The organism is Rhodospirillales bacterium (genome assembly GCA_016712595.1).
GTDB lineage: Bacteria > Pseudomonadota > Alphaproteobacteria > Rhodospirillales > Defluviicoccaceae > Defluviicoccus.
The window spans coordinates 1153823-1176303 of sequence record JADJQT010000002.1; the positions used below are offsets into that span (position 1 = coordinate 1153823).

Here is a 22481-nt window from a genome sequence, read left to right on the forward strand (position 1 = left end):
GCCGCGCCGCAAGGTCAGCGCGCATCTGCGCCCGCCAGCCGGCTCAGCGCATCGAACGCGTGATTGCGCGCGGGTCGCCACAGGCCGCGCTCCTGCGCTTCCAGCAATCGCGCGCTCATCTCCTGCAGCGCTTTCGGATTGTTTTCGGCAAGGAAATCGCGCACCGCATCGTCTTCGAGATAGGCATCGAAGACGGCATCGAAATGATGATCGCGCACGCACCGTGCCGTGGCGGCGAAGGCGAAAAGGTAATCGACCGTCGCCGCCATCTCAAAAGCACCCTTATAGCCATGGCGCATGACGCCGGCGATCCACTTCGGGTTGACCACGCGGGCGCGCACTACCCGGGCGATCTCCTCGTCCAGCGTACGGATAGCCGGAGTCTCGGGACGCGAATGATCGGCGTGCCAGACGGCGGGCTGGCTGCCGGAAAACGTCCGGACCGCCGCGGTCATGCCGCCTTCGAACTGGTAGTAGTCGTCGGAATCGAGGATGTCGTGCTCGCGGTTGTCCTGATTCTGCACCACTGCCTCGATCGATGCGAGGCGGGTTTCGAACACGTCGTGCGCCGCGCGCCCCTTCAGGGCACCGCCGTAGGCATAGCCGCCCCACGCGACGTAGGCGCGGGCAAGGTCCGCCTCCGTCCGCCATCCGCCCTCGTCGATCAGAGCTTGTAGCCCCGCGCCGTAGGCGCCCGGCTTCGAGCCGAAAACGCGGGCTGCCGCCAGTGCCTTCGCGTCGTCCTCGCTGGCGCCGGCGGCGCGCAGTTGCCGGGCATCTTCGCGGGCGCGCGCGGCGAGCGGGTTGGTCTGCGCCGGCTCGTCGAGCGCGGCAACGGCGCGCGCGGCGGAATCGTACAGGTCGATCAGGTTGGGGAAAGCATCGCGGAAAAATCCGGAAATGCGCAGCGTCACATCGACCCGCGGCCGGTCGAGGACGCTGGCCGGAAGGACCTCGAATCCCAGTACCCGATGGGAGGCATCGTCCCAGGTCGGGCGGACGCCGAGCAGCGCCAGCGCCTGGGCGATATCGTCGCCGCCGGTACGCATGTTGCTCGTTCCCCAGGCGGTGACCGCAAGCCGCTGCGGCCACTCACCGTGTTCCTGGGCGTGGCGCTGGACCAGCAGGGACGCGGACTTCCAGCCGAGTGTCCATGCCGCTGGCGTCGGCAGCATCCGCGTATCGACCGAATAGAAATTGCGCCCGGTTGGCAGCACGTCCGGGCGGCCGCGGGTGGGGGCGCCGGACGGTCCGGGTGCGACGAACCGGCCGTCGAGCCCGGACAGGAGGCCGTCGAGTTCGCGACGGCCGCACGCCGCCACGGCCGGGCGCAGGCGCGTTTCGATCTGATCGAGAACCGGACGCGCCCGGTCCCAGGCTTCAGCGCAGGCGATCTCGCCGCCAACGAGTGCGGCGGCGAGCGCTTCCAGCCGCTCGACGGTATCGCCGGCCGTTCGCCAGGGATCGCCCGACGCCTGGTCCAGCACGTCAGGCCTTAAGCCTTCCCATGGCATCGCGAGGTCGGCCGCGAGCGGATCGAAGTCGAGTGCGAGGTCACTGGCAAGCGCGCGGATCAGCGAGGCATCGCCGGGGCCGGATCCGCGCGGGGTGCGGGCGAGCGCGACCAGAAGGTCACGCGCCAGCGACTCCTCGGGGGAGGCGCCGAAGATGTGCAGGCCGTCGCGGATCTGCATTTCCTTCAGCTCGCACAGGTAGCGGTCGAGCTTCATCAGCGCATCGTCCGTTCCCTCGTCGGTGCCGATGCCACAGTCGATATCAAGCCCGGAGGTGCGGGCAAGCAGCAGGATTTCGTCGGCGAGGGGACGCAAGCGGCGCGGATCGAGTGAGGACGCCTCGGCGTATTCGTCGACAAGGCGTTCGAGATCGCGCAGCGTGCCATAGCTCTCGGCGCGTGTGAGCGGTGGCGTCAGATGGTCGATGATCACCGCCTGTGCCCGGCGTTTTGCCTGCGTTCCTTCGCCCGGATCGTTGACGATGAACGGGTAGAGGTGGGGCAGGGGGCCGAGCGCCGCTTCGGGAAAGCAGCCGGCCGAAAGCGCCAGCGCCTTCCCTGGCAGCCATTCGAGATTGCCGTGCTTGCCGAGATGCACGATCGCATCCGCACGGAATTCGCCGCGCAGCCAAGCGTAAAAGGCGAGGTAGCCGTGCGGCGGCACCAGGTCCGGATCGTGGTAGGTCGACTGCGGATCGATGTTGTAACCCCGGGCCGGTTGCAGGCAGACGGCGACGTTGCCGCAGCGAAAGGCCGGCACCGCGAAGCGCCCGCAGTCGAGCTCGCCCGGCCGGAAGAAGGGATCGTGCTCGACCGTGCCCCAGCGGGCGAGGATCGCGCTGCGGGTCTCGTCCGTAAGCCGGGCGAAGGCGGCCTCGTATTCCGGGCGCGGCAGCGTCTCTTCGATCGCGCGTCCGGGAAGCGCGCGCCAATCGTTCGTCGGCCCCTCGGTCAGGCGGGTGATCAGCGCGGTGCCGCAGGTGGGTGCGTCCTCGACGCGGTAGCCGGCGGCGCCCAGGGCAGCCAGGACCCGCACGGCGCTCGCCGGCGTATCCAGGCCGACACCATTGCCGATGCGCCCGTCGCGATTGGGGTAATTGGCGAGCACGATGGCGACGTGCCGCTCCGCCGCCGGCTTGCGCTTCAGCCGCGCCCAGGCGGCGGCGAGCTCGGCGACAAAGGCGATGCGGTCGGCGACCGGCTCGTAGGTGACGAGATCGATTTCGCTCAGCGCATCGCGCCGCGCAACGCCCTTGAACGAAACCGCACGGCTGATGATGCGCCCGTCGACTTCCGGCAGCGCCACGTTCATCGCGATGTCCTTCGCCGGCAGGCCGGCGGTGCCCTCGCGCCAGGTCGCCTCGTCGCAGCCGGCGAAGATCACCTGCACGACCGGGCAGTCGCAGGCCGCGAAGGGGCCCGCCACAACTTGCGCGCCACCGGGTGTGGCGACGGCGAAGCCGGTGGCGTTCAAGATCACGTCGGGCGGCGCGTCGGCAAGAAGCGCCTCGATGATTGCCGCGGACAGCGGGTCCTTCAAGCTGGTTACAAAGATCGCTCGGGCGGCGAGGCCGGCGGCGTCGAGCGCCTCGATCAGCCGATCGATGACCGCGAGGTTGCCGGCTTGAACCAGAGCCCGATAGAAGATGATCGCCGCGAGCGGACGCTCGTCCGTGGCTGCGGGCAGGCCCACCGCCGGCTGATAGAGCCCGGCGTGCAGCAACGGTCGCGGCTCTTGCCAATTCTGCGCGCCGCCGATCAGCGCGGCTGCATAGGCGAGGAATTCGACCGCGTTCTCGATGCCACCTTCGGCGAGGTAACGCCAAAGGCGGTGATGCGCTTCCGCGCCGACGCTCGATAGTCGCGCCAGCTCGGCGTCCGGCTGATCGTCCCCGGGAACGAAGGCAAGCGGGATCGCCTGCGCGCGGCAAACCTCGGCGACCTGCTCGACGCCATAGGGCCAGTAGCTGCGCCCGCCCAACAGCCGGACGACGACAAGTTTCGCGCGTGCCAGTGTCGCCTCGACGTAGACATCGACCGACATCGGATGGCCGAGCCGCATGAGGTTGGCGAGCCGCAGGCTGGGCACTGCGGGATTGGCGGCGGTTCGGCGGGTGTGCGCGGCGGCGAGGCAGGCGAGCTCGCTGTCGGCGGCGGAAAGGACGACGATGTCGCCCGGGCTCTGCCCCAGATCGACAGCGACAGTGCCGTCGGCGATCGAACCCGGGCGGGTGGCAAGAAGGTGCATCGCCTGGACCCGTCAGCCTTGCGGTACGGTGCGAAGGCGCAGCGCGGCTTTATCGGTAGGCGCGTGGCTGGTCATCCTTGCAGCGCCGTGCGCACCGCCGCCTCATCGATGCCCTTTTGCGCAATGACGACGACATGGCTGCGGCGTGCTTCTCCTGACTGCCAGGGGCGGTCGAAATAGCGCTCGACGCGGGTGCCGACTGACTGGACGACGTGGCGCATCGGCTTGCCGGGGACGTCAAGAAACCCCTTCAGCCGCAGCACGTCATGTTCGGCGGCGACGGCGCGGACGCGTCGCTCGAAGGCGATCGGATCCTCGATGGGGCCGAGCTCGGCAACGAAGCTGACGAACTCGTCGTGGTCGTGATCCTCTTCGTTGTCGTGGTGCGAATGAAGCGCGTCGATGCTCAGTTCGGCCGCGGCGTCGATGCCGAGAACGACCAGCGGATCGAGGCCACCCCGCACCGCCAGGACTACCTTCGTCTCCGGCCGGATGAGATCGGCGACCTCGGCGCTGACCTTGCCCAGCTTGTTTTCATCGAGGCTGTCGATCTTGTTCAGCACGACCATGTCCGCACAGGTCAGCTGGTCTTCGAACAGCTCGCGCAGCGGCTCGTCATGATCAAGCGCTGGATCGGCGGCGCGTTCCGCCGCGATGGCGGCCTCGTCGCTGGCGAAGCGTCCGGCGGCGACGGCGGGCGCATCGATGACAGCGATCACGCCGTCGACCGTGACGTGGGCCTTGACCTCCGGCCACTGGAACGCCTTGACCAGCGGTTTCGGCAGGGCGAGGCCAGATGTCTCGATGACGATGTGCTCCGGTGGTTCCGGTCGGTCGAGCAGGCGTTGCAGGGTCGGCAGGAAGGCATCGGCGACGGTGCAGCAGATACAGCCGTTCGGCAGCTCGATCAGGTCCTCATCGGCGCAGCCCGTAACGCCGCAGCCGACGAGAAGCTCGCGATCGACGCCGAGATCGCCGAATTCGTTGATGACGACGGCGATCCGCCGACCGCGGGCATGGGTCAGCAGATGGCGGATCAGCGAGGTCTTGCCCGCACCGAGAAAGCCGGTGACGATGGTTGCAGGGATCTTCACGGGGCGATGTCCTTGAGCGTCAGGGGAATGCCGGCGGCAACGAAAACGACGCGCTGCGCCACGGCTGCGATCTTCTGATTGAGCCGGCCGGCGTGGTCACGGAAGGCGCGGCCGAGCGGGGTCGGCGGCACGATGCCGAGGCCCACCTCATTGGAGACGAAGACGACGCAACCGGACAGCTGCGCCAGCCCGCTGGCGAGAGACGCCACCGCGGCCTCGATGTCACGATCGGCTCCCATGATGTTGCCAAGCCACAGCGTCAGGCAGTCGACGAGGATCGGACGATCCGGCCGGGTCTCGCGGGCGAGCGCCTCTGCGAGATCGATCGGCTCTTCGATTGTCTGCCACAGCGGGCCGCGGCGGGCGCGATGCAGGCGGATGCGTTCGCGCATTTCATCATCGCCGGCCCCGGCGGTGGCGAGATAGAGGCCGGCGCCGGTCGCCTCGATCATCTGCTCGGCATAGGTACTCTTCCCCGAGCGTGCGCCGCCGAGGACGAGGGTGATGGGCGGGAGCGTTTGCGCGGCAGGCGTTGTCGATGACGATGCGGGCACCAGGGCCGTATCCTCCCTCCGAGGACCAAAAGGCGTCTCGTATCGAGGAGGTCTCCTGGCTTGGGCTCGTCGATTCCGGCTGCCTTCCCAGCGATCGCTCACCAGTGGCCAACCCCGCGATGTCAAACGCACCATCGGGGTACCGTCATCTCGCCGCTTACAGTTGCGGGGGCAGCGCCGGCCTTGCGGAGGGAACCACGCACCGGCTTCCCTGTCTCGAAACGTCCGACACGCTAGCACACGTCAGCGCGCCGAATCCAGCGGCAGGGTGCGTTGATGCAGTCAGCGCGCCACGCGGCGTCGACAGACCCGAGAAGGCCATCGTCGAGCCGCGACAGGCGCGTGATCGAGAGATTATCGATGACGAGCCCCATGGCCTGGCGCGGGGATAGCGCCAGCGCGTGCGCGGCGGCGGCACGAATACTGCCGCCATGAGAGACGCAGACGATGTCGTGCCCGTCGAAACGGCGCGACAGCCGCTCGATGGCCGCGGCCGTCCGCTGCATCTGCTCCGCGAAACTCTCTCCGCCCGGCGGCGCGTTGCCGGTCGGGTCCAGCCAGAAGGCCGCATACGCTGCGGGATCGCGCTGCTGCATCTCCGCCCAGCGCAGGCCCTCCCACGCACCGAAGCTCTGTTCGACAAAGTCCGCCTCGACCAGCGGGTCGGCGAGGACGGCGCCGGCGGCGACGATCGCGGCCAAAGTTTGTTGGGTGCGCAGCAGCGGGCTGGTGATCGTCACCGCCGCGTGCGGCAGCAGCGCCGCCAACGCCTGAAAGGCGCGATCATCGGACACATCGCAGGGAACGTCACGCCGGCCGTTCAGCTTTCCGTCCGCGTCCGGAACCGGCGCGTGCCGGACCCACCACCAGACGGTTTGGCCGCTCATTCGAGCGCGGCGACGACGGCGAGCGCGGCGATCTCGCTGATGACCTGGACCGTGCCAAGGACGTCGCCGGTATGGCCGCCGAGCAAGCGCTGTGCCAGCAGCGCGACGGCGAGGGCGGCAAGGATGACCGCGGCAGCGGCGATCAGCGTCGGCCAGAAGTCGATGGTCACGAAACAGATAACGAGCGCCAGGACGGTTGCGATGACGATGTGTTGCAGACTCGGCGTGGCGAAGCCGGCGGACAGGCCGTCGCTGCGCGCCGGCACCTGCCAGCGCATCACTGCCGGCAAGACAGCGCGGGACAGGGTTGCGGCCCCGATCAGCGCCAACATGGCCGTCTCCGACGAGGACAGGCCACTGAGGATCGCGGCACGAAGGCCAACGCCGAGGACGATGGCGAGCGTACCGAAGGTACCGATCCGGCTGTCACGCATGATCGATAGCCGGCGCTCGCGCGTCGATCCGCTCAGGGCATCGGCGAAATCGGCCAAACCATCCTCGTGCAAGGCGGCGCTGATCACGATTGAGACGGCCAACGCGACAAGCGCGCAGGCGAGGGGATTGAATCCGATCTCGAACGCGGCCATCAATGCCGACGCGGCGACGAGGCCGATACCGCAGCCGACGAGCGGGAACATCGCGGTGGAGCGCGGCAGGTCGTTGGGCAGTTCGGCGGGCAGGTCGTCGGCAGGGCGATCTCGCCCGTTGTCGAAGACATCGCCTTCGCTGCCGTCCTCCGCCGGCACGGCGGAGGGATCGGGCGCAATACACCGTCGCCGCGGAGCGACAGGAAGACAGGTGAGAAAGGCGGTGGCGCTGCGCAGGTCGCACCACCAGGCGCCCACGGCACCGGGAATGTCGATGATGTCCGGATGTTTGGAATAAGTCGCCACGGCAAGCTTTCCGATCGGCCGGCGGATGCGCTAAAGCAGGGCTGCGTTATAGGAGAACGGCCGCGGAAAGAAAACGCGTATTGCGAGTGCAGAAGATCGTGACACAGGATTGCCAAAAACCGGCGTCGATGACAGAGATTCGACGTCTTCTCGAGACCGTGTATACCCCAGACGGGGAAGCTCTGAACCAGGTCGCGCAGCGTGAGCCAGCGCTGACCAAGCCGGCCGGCTCTCTCGGACGTCTGGAAGACCTCACCGCCTGGCTCGCCGGCTGGCAGGGGCGATACCCACCGCGACTCGCCGCCGTCGCCGCGCGTGTTTTCGCCGGCAACCACGGGATCGCCGAGCGGGGCGTCTCCGCCTATCCGGCGGCGGTCACGGCGCAGATGGTCGAAAACTTCCGCGCCGGCGGGGCGGCGATCAATCAGCTCTGCCGTACGTTCGACGTCGCCTTGCGGGTTCTGCCGCTCGAACTCGAGCGTCCGACCGGTGATTTCACCGTCACCGCGGCGATGTCGGAGGCGGAATTCGTCACGGCGTTCGCCGCCGGTTTCGCCGAGGCCGACGAAACGATCGATCTTCTGTGTCTGGGCGAGATGGGCATCGGCAATACGACCTCGGCGGCGGCCGTCGTCTGCGGCCTCTTCGGCGCGCAACCGTCGTCGTGGGTCGGCCCCGGAACCGGGGTGACCGGCGCCGGGCTCGAGGCGAAACGCGCGGTGGTGGCGGCGGGCGTCGGGCTTCACCGCGCCGCTGCCGAGGACGGGCTCGACCTGCTGCGACGGCTCGGCGGACGAGAACTCGCGGCGATCGCTGGCGCGGTTCTCGGCGCCCGCATCCGCCGCGTCCCGGTCATCCTCGACGGATTCGTCGCCAGCGCCGCCGCGGCGGCGCTGGCCTCCGTACGCAGCGATGCGCTCGATCATTGCCGCATCGCCCATGCGTCCGCCGAGCCCGGCCATCGTCTGCTGCTGCGCCGTCTCGGCATGCGCCCGTTGCTCGATCTCGACATGCGTCTCGGCGAAGCCTCCGGCGCGGTGCTCGCCGTCGGACTCGTCCGCGCCGCCCTTGCGTGTCACCTCGGCATGGCGACGTTCGAAGGCGCCGGCGTCAGCGATCGCGGCGCCGGCTGAATAGCGCGACGTCGGCCACAATCACCGCCTGTCATTGCGGGCGGACGGGTGGACTGCAGAGCGTGGGTCAAGCGATCAGGATGGTGCCATCGTCGATCAGTTGTTGGAGAGGAAGCGCCGTTGTGAAGCCTTCGAGGCGAACGGCGGCGGAAAACGTCTCGTCGACGCCGGTGCCGTCGGCGTCGATGGCAATGACGGTGGCGCCGGCTTCGGAGCGCAACGAAAGCCAGTCGGAGGCCGAGTCGCCGGCAGTAAAGCCAAGCGAGGCCAACAGCCCGCTGAAATCGAGAACGTCATGATCTGTCGCGCCGAAGTCGGTAACCCGGTCAACCGGAACGGTTCCAGTTATGGCGATCCTGGTGAGGTCACCTTCGTCCCAGACGAAATGATCAGCTCCCGAACCGCCCGTCAGGACATCCGAGCCGAGCCCGCCAGCCAGCGTGTCGTTGCCATTGCCGCCATCGATCGTATCGGCGAACAGATGCTCGCGCCCGGCGAAATCACCTTCGATGTGTAACGTTGAGGGCAGGAAACCCCCGGAACCATTAAAGAAGTCACCCCACAGAGCGTCGTTCCCGCCTCCGCCGGACAGGGAGTCCTGGAATGCCGAGATACTGTTGCCGGCCTCGCCCGCGATTGTGATCGACAGGGACGGCGCGCTGGACGCGAAATAGACATCTCCGATCAGAAGGTCATCCACCACATCGTTACGGGGTTGGACGATCAGCAGGTCGTTGAAGGCAGTCACCCCATTGCCATCGCCTCCGTCACCGCCCAAGCCATCCGTTCCCGCCTCGATGACAAGTCCGATGCTGCCGGTAAATGCCTGTGATCGCACATCGCCGACCAGCAGGTTGCCGATGTCGCCGTCGTCAGCACTGGGGAAGATCGAATCGCAGAACGCTCTGACGGAGTTATCGTCGCCGCCTTCACCTCCGCTAAAGTCCGACCGAGACGATCCTGCGCCGGCAGCAGCCCTGAGTGTTACCGACCCGGCTCCATCGGTGAGATCAATATCGCCGATGAGTATGCCGGCGCCCCCAAAGTCTTCCATGGCGTCGTTGAATGCTTGGGAGACATTGAGATCGCCTGCGTTTTTCTGCTCTCCATCAGAGTTCTCAGGCGCGACACCTGCCAGCACGTTAAGGCTCATAGTGCCGTCCAGTGGCGTGGCCTGCACGTCTCCGACGAGCAGGTCGCTTCCGGCATCGCCGAAAAGCGTATCGCTAAAGGCATGGGTTTCATTGGCGTCGCCGCCATCGCCCCCATATCCGATGATCTCGCCGTTGACAGCATGGGGAGATCCACTGCCGCCGCTGCCGGCGTCGGCGATCAACACCGTGCTACCCGAGGTGTCCAAGATGCCCGCAAGCGCGGCGTCGCCAATCAGCGTGTCGCCGCCGAGGCCGCCAATGAGACGATCGTTGAAGGCTTGCGCGAGGTTGCTGCCGCCGCCGACGGTATTGTAACTCGCGGTGCCCGAGGCTGCCCGCAGGTGTAGGTCGCCCGTCACGTCGACGCTGTAGACGTCCCCCACCAGAAGATCGGCGCTGCCGCCGCCGGTCAAAATATCGTTGAAGCCGGTCAGCACATTTCGGTCGCCCCCGTTGCCGCCATAGTTTGAGTCGGCCGTCGCGGTGCCGCACAGCGCGCTGAGGGTGACAGAGCCGACCAAGTGTTGAAGGAGCACGTCGCCGGCCATGGTGTCGCGACCGCTCGCGCCGAACAGACTGTCATCAAAAGCGAAGACGGCGCACTGATTACCCCCGGACGCGGGAGGACCGTCGCCCTGTTCACCGGCCTCCGCCTGGATCAAGAGGTCTTGCACTCCGTCGCGCAAGACGACGTCGCCGGCCAACACGTCGTCGCTGGCACCTCCCCGAACCGAGTCCTCGAACGCGTGCAGAGCATCGCGGGCGCCGCCACTGCTGACGTCGCCGCCGCTACCCGCGCCGGCGAGGAGTGACACGCGGCCTGTCGACCGGTCGCTGATGACGTCTCCTGCGAGGACATCGCTGCCCGCCTCGCCAAACAGACTATCGTCGAAGGCAGTGGCGCCGTTCATAGAACCGCCGTGTCCGCCACCGGCGTTGATATTGCCGTTTCCGCCTTCGCCGACCTGGGCCTCCAATATCACCGTGCCACTGGCGTCTGCCCGGAACACATCTCCTGCCAGTTGATCCGCGCCGACGTCGCCGTGCACGTCGTCACCGAAGGCCGTTGCGATGCCATAATCACCGCCATTGGCGCGACTGTCGCCATACCTGCTGCCTGTCGGATTGCCGCGTCCGACTTGCAATGCGAGCCGCAGTGCGCCCGTACCTGTTGTCAGCACGTCGCCCGCGACGATATCGTCGCCATCGCCGGCTCCAAGCGTGTCATTGAAGGCGGACGCGCGGTTGAAGTTTCCGCCATCGGCCCCGCTCTCCGCCTGGCCCACTGAGACGGCCAGCTCGACATCCCCGCCGATGGCGAGCACGTCTCCGGCTAATCGGTCGGCGCCGAGCCCCGCCCCAACCCGATCGTTGAACGCCGTGCAACGGTTGTCGTCGCCGCCGAGGCCACCGGTGGCGTACTCGTAGAAGGGAAAGTTCGGCGTCGGGCGATAAAACCCCTTGCCTGATTCGCCCACCCCGACCGCCAGCGCGACGTCACCGCCACCTGAGGACACGACGTCGCCGGCGAGCGTATCTTCACCGCCGCCCGCGAACAGCGTGTCGTCGAAGGCGACGATGTCCTCCCCATCAGCACCGTCGACGGTGCCGTTGGCGTTTCCCGCCTCCGCGTCCAGCGACACCGCTGTTCCGACAGTCCGCAGCACATCACCCGCTATGGTGTCGTCTGCCGGCGTGCCGGGAACGTCAACCCCGGCAGCGAGTGCCTTGACGCCGTCTGATCCCGTTAGGTTTGGCATTTCTGGCTCCTCCTTGTCGTTCCAGTCTCACCCGGGCGCCGTCATCGTGCCCGAATCGGATCGTGCCCGAATCGGATCGTGGCTGAATCGGATCGTGGCTGAAGCGAGCTTTCTCAAGCACGCTGCGTGCTGACCGGCGCGCGTGCGGCGGCCAAGAGATACCGCCCGTCTCGTAAGGAGTGCGGATCGGTCTTTCTGATAGTTCTGTCCGCCCCCGGACCGTCGCACGAGGCGGGCGCTGTACGCGCACAATTCCTGCGAGCCGCTAAGCACTGAACCCGCGCTCCCCTCGTCGCTACGGCACGTAGAGCCTGAACGGCCAATTTTACGAATATCCAAGGGCTTGCTATCACGTCCACACTGTCGGCAGCAAGCGTCGGTCGCGGCCAACCCACCGACCGTATCAAGCGACGGAAGCGCCTTGAAAAAGCGCCCACGCGGTGAGGTGAGCATCGTTGGGCGCGGGCCTCGGCGGCTGGGCCTGGTCAGTCGCCCAGGACGGCATCGAGGAACGCGCGGGCGAGAGCGTGGATGCCGGGAGCGCTGCTCTCGCGCGGGCCGGCGACGTTGAGCACCTGCGTGCCCGTTTGGATCAGCCAGTCGCGCACGGCGGCCGCGTCGGGCTTCGCGCTCAGATCGACGACGAGCAAGGGTTTGGCGAGCCGCTCGGCGAGGACCGCCGTCAGGGCGGTGCCGCCGGTTGGGGGGCCACAGGTGAGAATGAGCGTGGCGTCGGCATCGGCAACGTTGCGCCGCGTCCGCTCCGGATAGGAGCGGCTGGGCGTCTCGCGCAAGGGATAACGCGCCGGCACTGTTCCGTCCTCGGCGCGCCGTCCACGCGGAACCCAGCCGCCGCACGCAACCCCCCGGGCAAGGGCGACATCAAGGGCAGCGCGGTCGACACCGGTCTGGCCGCCCGAAATGATCCGAGCAAGCATCGTCGGGCAAGACTCAGCCGGGATGGCGGACCGGCGGGGGATGCCTCATGCCTCGATCATCTCGACGAGGCCGCCCGTGGCATCGAAGCACGCGGCGACGAGCGGGCCGCCAAAGCCGCAGCCGCCATCCAGCGAGGCGATGCGCTCGGTGATGACGACGCCGCCCCGGCGCGCGTCGGCACCGCGGATGACGCGGTTGAAGCCGTCGTAAGACTCGGTGAGCGATTCGAACTCGCGGCAACCCCACCAGAACGTATCGGCCTGCTGCGACAGCGGGCGGCTCGGATCGACCCCGGCGTTGACGAACAGCAGAACGCCGTCGCGGGTAAATGCGGCGCGGCGCAGCACGCTCATCAGCCGTTCGTGCCCGTCGATGTCGCGAATGCAAGATCGCAGGTGGTTGGTCCAGCGCGACAGGGCTGCCGCGCCGAGTTTGGCGGCGGTCCGCCCGTCCGCCACCGTGCCGCCATACGCCTCGAGCGTCGCCCCAACCCCCTGAGTCAGCATCCACTCGAGCACCTCGCGCGGGTTGGGAGCAAACTGCATTTGCAGCAGCTTGTGCCACATCTCTTCCTGGCTGCCGCGCAGGTAGGCGATTTCGCCGTGGACGGGATCGAGATGGCGTGCCATCAGCTCGCGCCGGAACAGCAGCATCTCGTGAACGGTGGCGGCAACGTCGCCGCGACCGAGAAAATTGCCCAGATAGATGAGATTATCGTCCGGCTGGATGCGCGAGCGCAGCAGCGCGTGAAGCGCGCCGAGACGACCGACCTCGCCGAGTATCGACGCAACAGCCCAATTACGACGGCCTTCCGGCAGCATCGCGAAAACGGTCGTTTCGGTCATCGTCGACAATCCGTCGCCTCCGGCCGGCGCCTGCAGGGGCCAGGCGCCGCCGGTTGATCGATCAGGCGGCGCTCAAGAGATCTTCGAGCTTGCCGGTCGCAGCTTCCTTGTCGATACATTCAAGGGCCGCCAGTTCGCAAGCTAGGCGATCGAACGCTGCTTCATAGATCTGCCGTTCGCTGAACGACTGATCGGGCTGGCCGACGTTCGGATAAAGGTCGCGCACGACCTCGGCGATCGAGACCGGGTCTCCCGAGTTGATCTTCGCTTCGTATTCCTGGGCTCGCCGGCTCCACATCGTTTTCTTGATACGGGCTCGTCCCCTCAGCTTGGTTAGTGCGTTTTCCATCACTTTACGTGTGCTCAGCCGTCGCAGACCCGCGTGCGAAACCTTGCCGATGGGCACGCGCAGCGTCATTCGGTCGCGATCGAAGGCGATGACAAAGAGCTGGAGTTCTTGTCCAGCGATTTCCCGGGTTTCGATACCGATGACTTTGCCTACGCCATGCGTCGGGTAGACAACATAGTCACCAGAGCCGAAGGCCATTTCTTCCCGCATTGTCTCCGTTCTCTCCAAAAGCGTTGAAGGTGCCCGCGTGTACGACTAATTGTCCTAGAAAAAGGATCAATAGAAGCTGGCTAAGGAGCGATTTGGATTTGACGAGCACCCGTCCAGATTATTGCGGTCGCCACCCCCGGGAGGCCATTCCTCCTAGCGATCCGACTTCGCTGGTCGAAAACCAGCAGTCTTACTTTATACCACGCGTGCGCAGCAAAATTCAAACCTTGAGTGCAGTTTCGGTGATATAGGCTGTCATTTGCCTGTTTAGCGAGCACAAGGAAGGCCATTTGTCTACGGCATGGGGGCATGGCAACTGCCGGCCCCGCAAAGGGCGCGGAGGCCGGCCGGCGGACGGTGTGCGGCGAAGATCAGCTTCCCGAACCGGGGTTGCTGCTCAGGAATTCTTCCTTGCCCGGCTTGCCGTTCCAGTCGTCGGCGTCCGTCGGCGGTTCCCCCTTGCGCGTGACGTTCGGCCAGGTCAGGGAGAATTGCGTATTCAGCTCAAGCCATTTCTCGTGTCCCGGCTCGGTATCGGGGACGATCGCCTCCGCCGGGCATTCAGGCTCGCAAACGCCGCAGTCGATGCATTCGTCAGGGTGAATGACGAGCATGTTCTCGCCTTCATAAAAGCAATCGACCGGACAAACTTCGACGCAATCCATGTATTTGCATCGAATACAGTTCTCGGTAACGATATAGGTCATTTCGGCCCTCCTTTTTCTCCGTCACGATCGCGGCGCCCGGCCCGGACCGGTTGATTAGCCGCATCGGCGCAGTTCATTTGTTTCGTTCGATGACCCGTTTGCGCGCCTCGCCCGCGTCACGATCGGACACATGGAGCAGGCCGGCGACGCGTCGGACGAGATTGGCTTCGTAATCGTCGACCACGCCGTCGGCGTAGGCGACATCCCACAACATCTCGATCACGTCGATCCGTCCCTGCGCGTCGGAACGGTCGTTGATCACCCGTGTTACGCCGAAGAAATCGGTGGAGTTGGCCGCGTCGCGCTCGGCGGTATCAAGCAGCGCTTCAACCTCGCTTACCCCCAGCCGATCGCGCAGCAGGATACGGATGCGGTCGCGCTCCACCGGGGCGATCGTGCCGTCAAGGCGCGCGGCGATGGCGAGCAGCACCGCCGCCGCCCGCTGCAACGGGTCGGCCTGCTCCGGCGCTTCGGTCCTGGAATCGGCGTCGTCGAACAACGCCATCAATCGTTCAAGCATGACGTTGGGTAACATAATGCGTTGCATGTGCTCAACAACAGCTTGAACAGGGCTTTTGCGCTGCGACCGATCAGTCGGCGCCGCGCAGCCGTTCGATCGCGCGCCGGTCGGCCTTGGTCGGCCGGCCGGCGCCGGCGGGCCGCTCCGGCGGCGCGGCGTTGAGATGGTCCGTTGCCGCTGCCGGTGGCGCGAGTTCGTGCAGCGGCGGGGCAAGATCCTCGTAGAGGGTCTGTGCCTCGCTCGCGGGGCCACGGCGGGTGCCGAGCGCGCGAACGCGAATCAGCCGGATGTGCGGCCCGAGGGCGAAGGTGAGGACATCGCCGGGACGAACTGCGTGATGCGACTTGGCGATGGGCACGTCGTTGACGCGGATTCGCCCCGTGGCGCACATGCTTGCGGCAAGGGTGCGGCTCTTGAAAAACCGCGCGTGCCAAAGCCACTTGTCGAGACGCAGGTGTTCGCTCGGACTCATCGCGCCGAACGCAGGGTTTCGAGCGCTGCGAAGGGCGAGTGGCCCGAAGGACGCTGAGCACCGTCCGCCGCGGCTCGATGGTGCGATGCCCGCCGCGGACGCGTCACCGCAACGAGACGGGTGCCGTCCTCCGCCGTGGTCATCCGGTAGCCGATCGCACGCAGGATCTCCGGTAGATCGGCCGCGCTGCAGCCGAGAGGCCGGGCGAAATCGGCAAGGATAACCGTCCGGCCGTCGCGGGCGCGGCGTCGCGCATGGGCGGACAGCCGCTCGACGGCGTCGATGCGAACGGCTCGTGCGCCGAACCGGCGGTAGCCTGTCGCTGACCAGTATGCCGCCGGCACACCGGCCGGTGCCGCAAGCGAGACTTTGCCAAGCCTGGCGGGTGCGGCGGGAACGCTGGCACCGGCATGAATCCGCCATAGCAGGGCGCGCGTCGCCATTGGTCGCGCTTTCAGCAAACTCGCGAAGTAGAGCCAGTCATGGCCGAAGTGAAGGCCGCGGGCGGCGAGCGCCTTGCGGTCGGAGGCGGCGAGCGCCGCGGGTGGTATCGTCAGTTGTGCGCGCGGCAGGGCGCCCAAGGCTTCCGCCACCTGAAACAGCAGGCCGCGGGCGGCGCCGCTCATCTCACCATCGTGATCGGACGGAAACAGCGGCGCCAGCGTCTGGCGCAGCCGCGCGTGCACGAAACGCACAAGCCGGGCGCACAGTCGCAGCCGCGCGTTTCCCTCCAAGAGGTCGCCGCCGAACGGTTCGATCCCGGGTGCGAGACTGTCGGCACCCCGGCTCAGACGGCCGACGAGCGCGCCGTGCCAAAGGATGCCGCCGTCGTCGGCGAGGCAGAAGGCATCGTCGTCGTCGGTCTCGAGTTGCTCCAGGCGTCGGCGAATCGGCGTGCTCAATGCCCGCATCGCCGCCGTGGTGATCGCGCGTCCGGCTTCGCGTGTTCCGCTACGGGTCACGCTCGGATCGATGGTGAAGCGAAAACCGTCCAGCTTGCCGACGAAATGACCTTCGACACGAACGTCGCCCTCGCCGCTGACCGCCGCCGCCAGGGCGCCGCGGTGCTGCATGCGACCGACGAGCGAGGCGGTGCGCCGATCGACGAAGCGCTGGATCAGCCGCTGGTGCAGAGCGTCGGAGAGCTTGTCTTCGATGGCGCGCGTGCGCTCCTGCCATCCGCTTGCATCGGCGAGCCAGGAGCCGCGATGGGCGATGTAGGTCCATGTGCGGATATTGGCGATGCGCTGCATCAGGGCTTCGATATCACCATCGGTCCGGTTGATCCGATCGACCTGGCGGGCGACCCAGTCGGTCGGCAGCGTCCCGGCGCTGCCGGTCTCGGTACCGGCGAGAAAGCGATACATTTGCGCCAGCAAGCGTGCGTGGCCTTCACCGGTTACCTTACCGAAATCGGGAATGCAGCAGACGTCCCACAGCAATCCGACGGCCTCGCGTCCGCGGGCCAAAGCGGCGATCTCGGCGTCCGCGGCGAGGTGGCCGAGCGCGATCTCGTCGTCGGCCTCGCGCGCGCGCACCAGACCGGAGCGCAGCGGCAATCGCGCCAGGCTCGTTCTCAAGGCGGCGATCGAGGCGAACTGCAGCTCGGTGTTGCGCCATTGCAGGGCCTTGAGCGCATCGAAGCGGTGGGTTTCGATCCGCTCGGCGAGATCGGAGTCGAGCGGCCCGATCTCGGCGGTCGTCCCGAAGCTGCCGTCCTTGGTGTAACGTCCGGCGCGTCCGGCGATCTGCGCCATTTCCGCCGGCGCCAGCGGGCGCGGCGCGCGGCCATCGAATTTGCGCGTGGCGGCGAAGGCGACATGCTCGACCTGCATGTTCAAGCCCATGCCGATCGCGTCGGTGGCGACGAGGTAATCGACCTCACCCGCTTGGTACATCGCGACCTGGGCGTTGCGGGTGCGCGGGCTCAGCGCACCCAGCACGATCGCCGCGCCCCCACGTTGGCGCCGGACGAGTTCGGCGATGCTGTAGACGTCGGCAGCGCTGAAGGCGACGATGGCGCTGCGCGGCGGCAGCCGGGTCAACTTGACCGATCCGGCGTAAGTCAGCCTGGAAAAGCGCGGGCGTGAAATGTACTCGGCTTCGGGAACGAGGCGGCGGAGCAGCGGGCGGACCGTCTCAGCGCCCATGAACATCGTCTCAAGCTCGCCGCGGGCGTGGAGCAGGCGATCGGTGAACAGATGGCCCCGGTCCGGGTCGGCGCACATCTGGATCTCGTCGATGGCGAGGAAGGCGACGCGCCGGTCGACTGGCATGGATTCGACCGTGCACAAGAACCACGACGCATCGCGCGGGACGATTTTTTCTTCGCCGGTGATCAGCGCGACCCGCGACGCACCTTTGACCGCAACCGCCCGGTCGTAGTTCTCCCGGGCGAGCAGGCGCAACGGAAAGCCGATCATGCCGGACGCGTGGCCCAGCATGCGTTCCATCGCCAAGTGAGTCTTGCCGGTGTTCGTCGGTCCCAGCACGGCGACGATGCGGGAGCCGGATGCGGACGGCGCGTCGTTCCTCACCATGCCCCCCACCTTGTCCGAGACCGCCGCGCGATGGCAAGGCCCGTCATTCCGTCCGTACCCGCCGTCGGGCGCTGGCCGTCGCCATGGCAGCGGTCAGGCGTAGGCGCTCTCCAGGAAGTCGACGACACTGGCGAGAAAGCGCTCCGGCTGCTCGACATGCGGATAGTGGCCGGCGTCGTCGATCCGGGCGAACTCGGCCTGGGGAAACAGCTCGAAAATCCGCCCGTAGTAACGGGGCGCAATATAGTCCGACTCCGCGCCGCTGAGGAACAGGGCGCGGCCGTCGTAGCCGAACTGCGCGACGTCGGGAAAGCCGAGGAGGCGATCCATGTTGGCGGCGATCGCGGCGAGGTTGATCCGCCAGTCGGCCCGACCGTCCCGCTCGATCAGATTCTGCAACAGGAAGAGGCGGGTGGCGGCGTCGGGGACGACCTCGGCGAGTTGTTCGTCGATGGCGGAGCGCCGCGTCGCGGCGGCAAGATCGACCGCCTGCATCGCGCGAACGTACGCTAGAAACGGCGCCTCGTAGTCGACCGGGGCGATATCGACGACGATCAGCCGTTCGACGAGATCCGAATGCTTCAGCGCGGTGAGCATCGCCGTCTTGCCGCCGACGCTGTGGCCGAGCACGCTGGCCGGCGACAGGCCGCGCGCCTCGATCAGGGTCTCGAGATCATCCGCCATTTCAGGGAAGGTCATCTGCTCCGACCACGGCGAGGCGCCATGATTGCGCAGATCGCAGGTCACGACATGGTACGTCGCCGCCAGACGTTCGGCCATGGAATGCCAGTTCTGGGCCGAGCCGAACAAGCCGTGCAGGATAATCAGCGGCGGTCCGTCGCCATATTCGCGCGTGGCGAGTTTCAGCGCCATGACATCCTCTTTCCGCCAACCCCGACCGTCCGCTAACCCCGACTGCTCTGCCAGCGCTCTTCGAACGCGTCCCAGAGTTGCGATTCCAGCGAAATGCCATCGAAGCGGCCGATTTCCTGAATTCCCGTCGGCGAGGTGACATTAATTTCCGTCAGGTAGTCGCCGATGACATCGATACCGACGAAAACGAGCCCCCGGCGTTTGAGATCCGGGCCGATCGCCTCGCAAATCTCCCGATCGCGCGACGTCAGCGAGGATTTTTCCGCCCGGGCGCCAACGTGCAGGTTGGCGCGGGCTTCACCGGCCTTCGGGATGCGCTTGACCGCACCGGCCGCCCGACCGTCGATGAGGATGATCCGCTTGTCGCCGTCGCGGACCTCCGGCAGGTAGCGCTGAATGACGATCGGCTCGCGGTAGAACTGGGTGAACATTTCGAGCAGGGCGTTCAGATTGTCGTCTTCGGGGTCGACGTGAAATACGCCGGCGCCGCCGTTGCCGAACAGCGGCTTGAGGATGATGTCCTCGTGCTCTTCGCGAAAGGCACGGATCGCTGCCCGGTCCGAGGTGATCAGCGTCGGCGGCATCAACTCGGGGAAATGGGTGACGAACAGCTTTTCCGGCGCGTTGCGCACCTCGACCGGATCGTTGAGCACGAGGGTCTTCGGATGGATATGCTGCAGGACGTGGGTCAGGGTGATGTACGCCATGTCGAACGGCGGATCCTGGCGCATCAACACCATATCGAGGCTGCCGAGATCGAGCATGTTCTCATCGCCGAGGCGGAAGTGGTCGCCCTTGACGCGCTGCACCGACAGTGGACGGGCGCGAGCGAAAACCGATCCCGCGGAGAACGTCAGGTCCTTCGGCAGATAGTGCCAGAGCGAATGGCCGCGGCGCTGGGCCTCGAGCGCCAATGCGAAGGTGGAATCGGCATCGATACTAATGCCTTCGATCGGATCCATCTGAATGGCGACGTTAAGGCGCATTGGCGGCGTCTTCCCCTAAGTCACGAAATAAGAGCAACACGCTCCGTCTGTCTGACGACGGCGCGCGCACCCCTCCATTAGAGGCTGCACACCGGCGCTGGCAAGCGCGTCGACGACAGGCGCTTTTAAGTCTTCGGCAATCCTCATCGCATATTCTCGGGCCCGACGTGACGAACGCGTCCGTGGCCGAGGACTCTTCGCATGGCATCGGAGGATACGCAGAGCGCGCACGAGACACCCGCTGCCAACGGCCACGTGGCGGTGCTCGCCGACCGCTTCGAAATCGATTCCAGCGTTTGCCTGCATGCGTTTGATCGCCCGAGTGCCGCGGGGTACGTCTCGCGCGATCGACGGACTCCGGATCGCTCCTTGTTCGCGCTCGTCTGCAACACTGAATTGCCGATTCGCTACGATGCTGCCGCGGCTTTCGTCACCCGTCCGCAGGCCGGGCTGCTCACCCTGGTCGACTTTGGCCCGGTCGACTGGCGCGATAGCGAGCGGCGCTTCGCCTTTATCTATGAGCGCCCGCAAGGCGGGCCTGTCAGCCATCTGTTGGCCAAGCGCGCGGGGGCAGCCAGCGATACCGAACGCGTGCGCCGGTTCCTTGCGCCGATCGTGCAAGCGCTGCAGGTGCTCGCGGACAGCCAGGCGGCCCACCGAGGCATCCGCCGCGGCAACGTCTGGTGGCTGTTGGCCGATGGGAGTGAGTCCGCCCTTGGCGATGGCTTTGCCGGACCCGCCGGCTACGATCAGCCCATCGCCTATGAAACGATCGAGCGGGGCATGGCGGATCCGGTCGGGCGCGGCGACGGCAGCATTGCCGATGACATCTATGCCCTGGGGGTCACCTTGTTCGCTGTCGCCTGCGATTGTGATCCGGCGAGGAACCACGATCCCGAGGCCCTGCTCGCGGCGAAAATCGAACGCGGAAGCTATTTCGCCCTGACCGAAGGAACGCGCATACCGCTGCCGCTCGTGGAACCGCTGCGCGGCATGCTGGCCGATGAGGCGCAGGAGCGCTGGACGCTTGCCGACCTCGCGGCGTGGCTCGATCTTCGCAGAGTTGCCATCCGGGTGGCGCGTCCCGTGCCCTCACCCGAATCGCCCTTCGTTCTGCATGACCAGCCCTATAACAACCTGCGAACGCTTGCCGCCGCGCTGGTCCGGCGCGTGCCCGAGGCGGTGGCGGCAATTCGTAGCGGCGCCCTCGATGGCTGGATCCGGCGCAGTCTGCATGATCCGATAACAGCGAAGCGGCTGGCCGATCTTGCTGCCATTTTGCCGGGATCTTCTCGCGGAGGGCGCGGCAACCAGGACGATTTCCTGCTCGCGCACGCCACGATGCTGCTCGATCCGGAAGCGCCGATACGCTACCGCGGGCACGCCTTCGCTGGTGACGGTTTTGGCACCATGCTGGCCAATCAACTCATCAACAACCAGCCGATTCAAGACTTCGCGGAGATCGTCAAACTTGAACTCGTCACCGATTGGTTTCGTGTTCGGCCGGCGGCCGGCCCCCGGGACGAGCGGCGCATCGAAGCGAGTTCCCGGCTAACGCGCCATCTGACCAACCATGCGCCGGGATTCGGCATTGAGCGATGCCTTTATGAGTCCAATCCGTCACTTCCCTGCCTGAGCCCACAGGTGCGCAGGCAGCGGGTCTGTACCCTGGCGGAGCTTCTCCCGGCGCTGGAAGCGGTGGCGGACGGAGCAAATGGGCGACCGATCGACAGGCATATCGCCGCGTTCATCGCGGCTCGCTGCCCCGAGGATACCACCTCCCTGCTCGACGAGCTTGGCAACACCGATCCGATCGTCTCGGGAACAACAATGCTCAACGTCTATGCCTGGCTGCAAGCCCGTTATCCAGGGACGCGCACGCCCAAGCTCGCGGCATGGATCGTCCGCTCGTTGCAGCCGGTGATCGCCAGCTTTTGCCATCGCGAGACCCGGCGAACGCTCGAGCAGAATTTGCGCCCGGCGATTGAGAAGGGCGATTTGATTCGCGTCCATGCGCTGCTCAATGATCCGGAGCGTCGCAGTCGCGATCGCGCGGGGTTCGAGCGGGCACAGCGTGATTATGCCCGCGCCGGCGCCGAACTGGCGCGGATGGAACAGAGTACGGAGCAGAGACAACAAGCGGCGCACGAGACCGGCGTGCGATCGGCCGGCGTAATCGGATGTGTCGTCGCGCTGCTGTCACTCAGCTTGACGCTCGTCTGTACGCTTCGCTGAGACGCGCCGTGACCCAGTCGACGAAAAAAAGTGGTGTGTCCGCGAAGAAGAAGCTCGCGAAAGCGCCTTCGCGCGGAAATTCACTGCGCTGGATTTTTTGTCTCGTCTGTTTCGTCATGCTCGCGGCATATGTTCCCTTTGCCGCCGTCGCGGTGGCGCTTGGGCTCCTGCCGACGCTCAGTATCGTCGTGATCGATCGTAGCGTGGAGAAGTTGCCGACCTACGCCGTCGGCGGTGCGAATATCGCCGGTATCATTCCATTTCTGCCCGATTTCGTCCTGCATGGACGGCACATCGACCTCGTGCACGATCTTTTGGGAACGATCACCATGTTCGCCGCGATGTTCGGTGCGGCGGCGTTTGGATGGGTCCTGCTGGCGATCATGCCGGTGGTCATGCAGACGTTCGCCGACATCGAATCCAAGCGGCGGCGCGACAAGCTGCGCGAACAGCAACAGCGGTTGATGCACGACTGGGGACCGCAGGTAAATTGCGAAACGAAAGCCGAGGCCCGGTGACGCGCTGGCAGGCGCACCACGCGAACAGCGGCGGGAAGGGACCCTGGGCCG

18 protein-coding genes and 1 riboswitch are annotated in these 22481 nt (G+C 66.4%); of the genes, 3 read left to right on the forward strand and 15 right to left on the reverse strand.

The genetic code is table 11. The features are described 5' to 3' along the window. Nucleotides 1–14: 14 nt before the first annotated feature. The 5 genes from cobN to cobS all read right to left on the reverse strand — a co-directional run bounded on the left by cobN (nt 15) and on the right by cobS (nt 7189). Nucleotides 15–3761, reverse strand: coding sequence for a cobaltochelatase subunit CobN (cobN, locus tag IPK66_17010; protein MBK8176892.1), 3747 nt, complete (start codon nt 3759–3761; stop codon nt 15–17). A gap of 71 nt (nt 3762–3832) precedes the next feature. Next, nucleotides 3833–4855, reverse strand: coding sequence for a cobalamin biosynthesis protein CobW (gene cobW / locus IPK66_17015; GenBank protein ID MBK8176893.1), 1023 nt, complete (start codon nt 4853–4855; stop codon nt 3833–3835). Further along, nucleotides 4852–5361, reverse strand: a complete 510-nt coding sequence (cobU, locus tag IPK66_17020) for a bifunctional adenosylcobinamide kinase/adenosylcobinamide-phosphate guanylyltransferase (protein ID MBK8176894.1) — start codon at nt 5359–5361, stop codon at nt 4852–4854. Before cobU ends, cobW begins: the two co-directional genes overlap by 4 nt. Nucleotides 5362–5457: 96 nt before the next feature. Next, nucleotides 5458–5624: riboswitch (cobalamin riboswitch) on the reverse strand. Between the two features lie 18 nt (nt 5625–5642). Continuing rightward, nucleotides 5643–6296, reverse strand: coding sequence for a histidine phosphatase family protein (locus IPK66_17025; protein ID MBK8176895.1), 654 nt, complete (start codon nt 6294–6296; stop codon nt 5643–5645). Beyond that, nucleotides 6293–7189, reverse strand: coding sequence for an adenosylcobinamide-GDP ribazoletransferase (gene cobS, locus IPK66_17030; protein ID MBK8176896.1), 897 nt, complete (start codon nt 7187–7189; stop codon nt 6293–6295). The genes IPK66_17025 and cobS overlap by 4 nt, the downstream gene beginning before the upstream one ends. A 128-nt stretch (nt 7190–7317) precedes the next feature. Here cobS and cobT point away from each other — a divergent pair, with 128 nt between their 5' ends. Next, nucleotides 7318–8322, forward strand: coding sequence for a nicotinate-nucleotide--dimethylbenzimidazole phosphoribosyltransferase (gene cobT, locus IPK66_17035; GenBank protein ID MBK8176897.1), 1005 nt, complete (start codon nt 7318–7320; stop codon nt 8320–8322). Nucleotides 8323–8389: 67 nt separating this feature from the next. Here cobT and IPK66_17040 read toward each other — a convergent pair whose 3' ends face one another. From IPK66_17040 to gshB, 10 genes are all read right to left on the reverse strand, one after another. Beyond that, a complete protein-coding gene (locus IPK66_17040; GenBank protein MBK8176898.1) occupies nt 8390–11236 on the reverse strand; it encodes a type I secretion C-terminal target domain-containing protein in 2847 nt (948 codons plus the stop codon). Between the two features lie 485 nt (nt 11237–11721). Then, nucleotides 11722–12174, reverse strand: coding sequence for a putative molybdenum carrier protein (locus IPK66_17045; protein ID MBK8176899.1), 453 nt, complete (start codon nt 12172–12174; stop codon nt 11722–11724). 45 nt (nt 12175–12219) lie between these two features. Next, nucleotides 12220–13020 carry a hypothetical protein gene (locus IPK66_17050; GenBank protein ID MBK8176900.1) on the reverse strand — a complete coding sequence of 267 codons (801 nt, stop codon included), beginning with the start codon at nt 13018–13020 and terminating at the stop codon, nt 12220–12222. A gap of 61 nt (nt 13021–13081) precedes the next feature. Then, entirely contained in the window at nt 13082–13579 is a 498-nt protein-coding gene (locus IPK66_17055; protein MBK8176901.1) for a CarD family transcriptional regulator, read from the reverse strand. A 371-nt stretch (nt 13580–13950) separates the two neighbouring features. Then, nucleotides 13951–14286, reverse strand: coding sequence for a ferredoxin family protein (locus IPK66_17060; protein MBK8176902.1), 336 nt, complete (start codon nt 14284–14286; stop codon nt 13951–13953). Between the two features lie 73 nt (nt 14287–14359). After that, nucleotides 14360–14791, reverse strand: coding sequence for a TerB family tellurite resistance protein (locus IPK66_17065; protein MBK8176903.1), 432 nt, complete (start codon nt 14789–14791; stop codon nt 14360–14362). Nucleotides 14792–14876: 85 nt separating this feature from the next. After that, complete coding sequence (locus IPK66_17070) at nt 14877–15278, reverse strand: RNA-binding S4 domain-containing protein (GenBank protein MBK8176904.1); 402 nt, start codon at nt 15276–15278, stop codon at nt 14877–14879. Further along, nucleotides 15275–17818, reverse strand: coding sequence for a disulfide oxidoreductase (locus tag IPK66_17075; protein MBK8176905.1), 2544 nt, complete (start codon nt 17816–17818; stop codon nt 15275–15277). Before IPK66_17075 ends, IPK66_17070 begins: the two co-directional genes overlap by 4 nt. 93 nt (nt 17819–17911) lie before the next feature. Next, entirely contained in the window at nt 17912–18691 is a 780-nt protein-coding gene (locus tag IPK66_17080; GenBank protein ID MBK8176906.1) for an alpha/beta fold hydrolase, read from the reverse strand. A gap of 32 nt (nt 18692–18723) precedes the next feature. After that, nucleotides 18724–19677 carry a glutathione synthase gene (gshB, locus tag IPK66_17085; protein ID MBK8176907.1) on the reverse strand — a complete coding sequence of 318 codons (954 nt, stop codon included), beginning with the start codon at nt 19675–19677 and terminating at the stop codon, nt 18724–18726. Between the two features lie 201 nt (nt 19678–19878). Here gshB and IPK66_17090 point away from each other — a divergent pair, with 201 nt between their 5' ends. Continuing rightward, the gene (locus IPK66_17090) at nt 19879–21912 is read left to right on the forward strand and encodes a hypothetical protein (protein MBK8176908.1); all 2034 of its coding nucleotides are present in this window, start codon (nt 19879–19881) and stop codon (nt 21910–21912) included. Between the two features lie 35 nt (nt 21913–21947). Further along, nucleotides 21948–22430, forward strand: coding sequence for a hypothetical protein (locus IPK66_17095; protein MBK8176909.1), 483 nt, complete (start codon nt 21948–21950; stop codon nt 22428–22430). Nucleotides 22431–22481: the final 51 nt, after the last annotated feature.

Bases quoted from the DNA above. Each gene is read 5' to 3' on its own strand.
- IPK66_17050 (MBK8176900.1), bottom strand. From the start codon at position 13,020: ATGACCGAAACGACCGTTTTCGCGATGCTGCCGGAAGGCCGTCGTAAT.
- IPK66_17060 (MBK8176902.1), bottom strand. From the start codon at position 14,286: ATGACCTATATCGTTACCGAGAACTGTATTCGATGCAAATACATGGAT.
- IPK66_17055 (MBK8176901.1), bottom strand. From the start codon at position 13,579: ATGCGGGAAGAAATGGCCTTCGGCTCTGGTGACTATGTTGTCTACCCG.
- cobT (MBK8176897.1), top strand. From the start codon at position 7,318: ATGACAGAGATTCGACGTCTTCTCGAGACCGTGTATACCCCAGACGGG.
- gshB (MBK8176907.1), bottom strand. From the start codon at position 19,677: ATGCGCCTTAACGTCGCCATTCAGATGGATCCGATCGAAGGCATTAGT.
- IPK66_17080 (MBK8176906.1), bottom strand. From the start codon at position 18,691: ATGGCGCTGAAACTCGCCACGCGCGAATATGGCGACGGACCGCCGCTG.
- IPK66_17045 (MBK8176899.1), bottom strand. From the start codon at position 12,174: ATGCTTGCTCGGATCATTTCGGGCGGCCAGACCGGTGTCGACCGCGCT.
- IPK66_17065 (MBK8176903.1), bottom strand. From the start codon at position 14,791: ATGGCGTTGTTCGACGACGCCGATTCCAGGACCGAAGCGCCGGAGCAG.
- IPK66_17075 (MBK8176905.1), bottom strand. From the start codon at position 17,818: ATGGTGAGGAACGACGCGCCGTCCGCATCCGGCTCCCGCATCGTCGCC.
- cobN (MBK8176892.1), bottom strand. From the start codon at position 3,761: ATGCACCTTCTTGCCACCCGCCCGGGTTCGATCGCCGACGGCACTGTC.
- IPK66_17090 (MBK8176908.1), top strand. From the start codon at position 19,879: ATGGCATCGGAGGATACGCAGAGCGCGCACGAGACACCCGCTGCCAAC.
- IPK66_17070 (MBK8176904.1), bottom strand. From the start codon at position 15,278: ATGAGTCCGAGCGAACACCTGCGTCTCGACAAGTGGCTTTGGCACGCG.
- IPK66_17025 (MBK8176895.1), bottom strand. From the start codon at position 6,296: ATGAGCGGCCAAACCGTCTGGTGGTGGGTCCGGCACGCGCCGGTTCCG.
- IPK66_17040 (MBK8176898.1), bottom strand. From the start codon at position 11,236: ATGCCAAACCTAACGGGATCAGACGGCGTCAAGGCACTCGCTGCCGGG.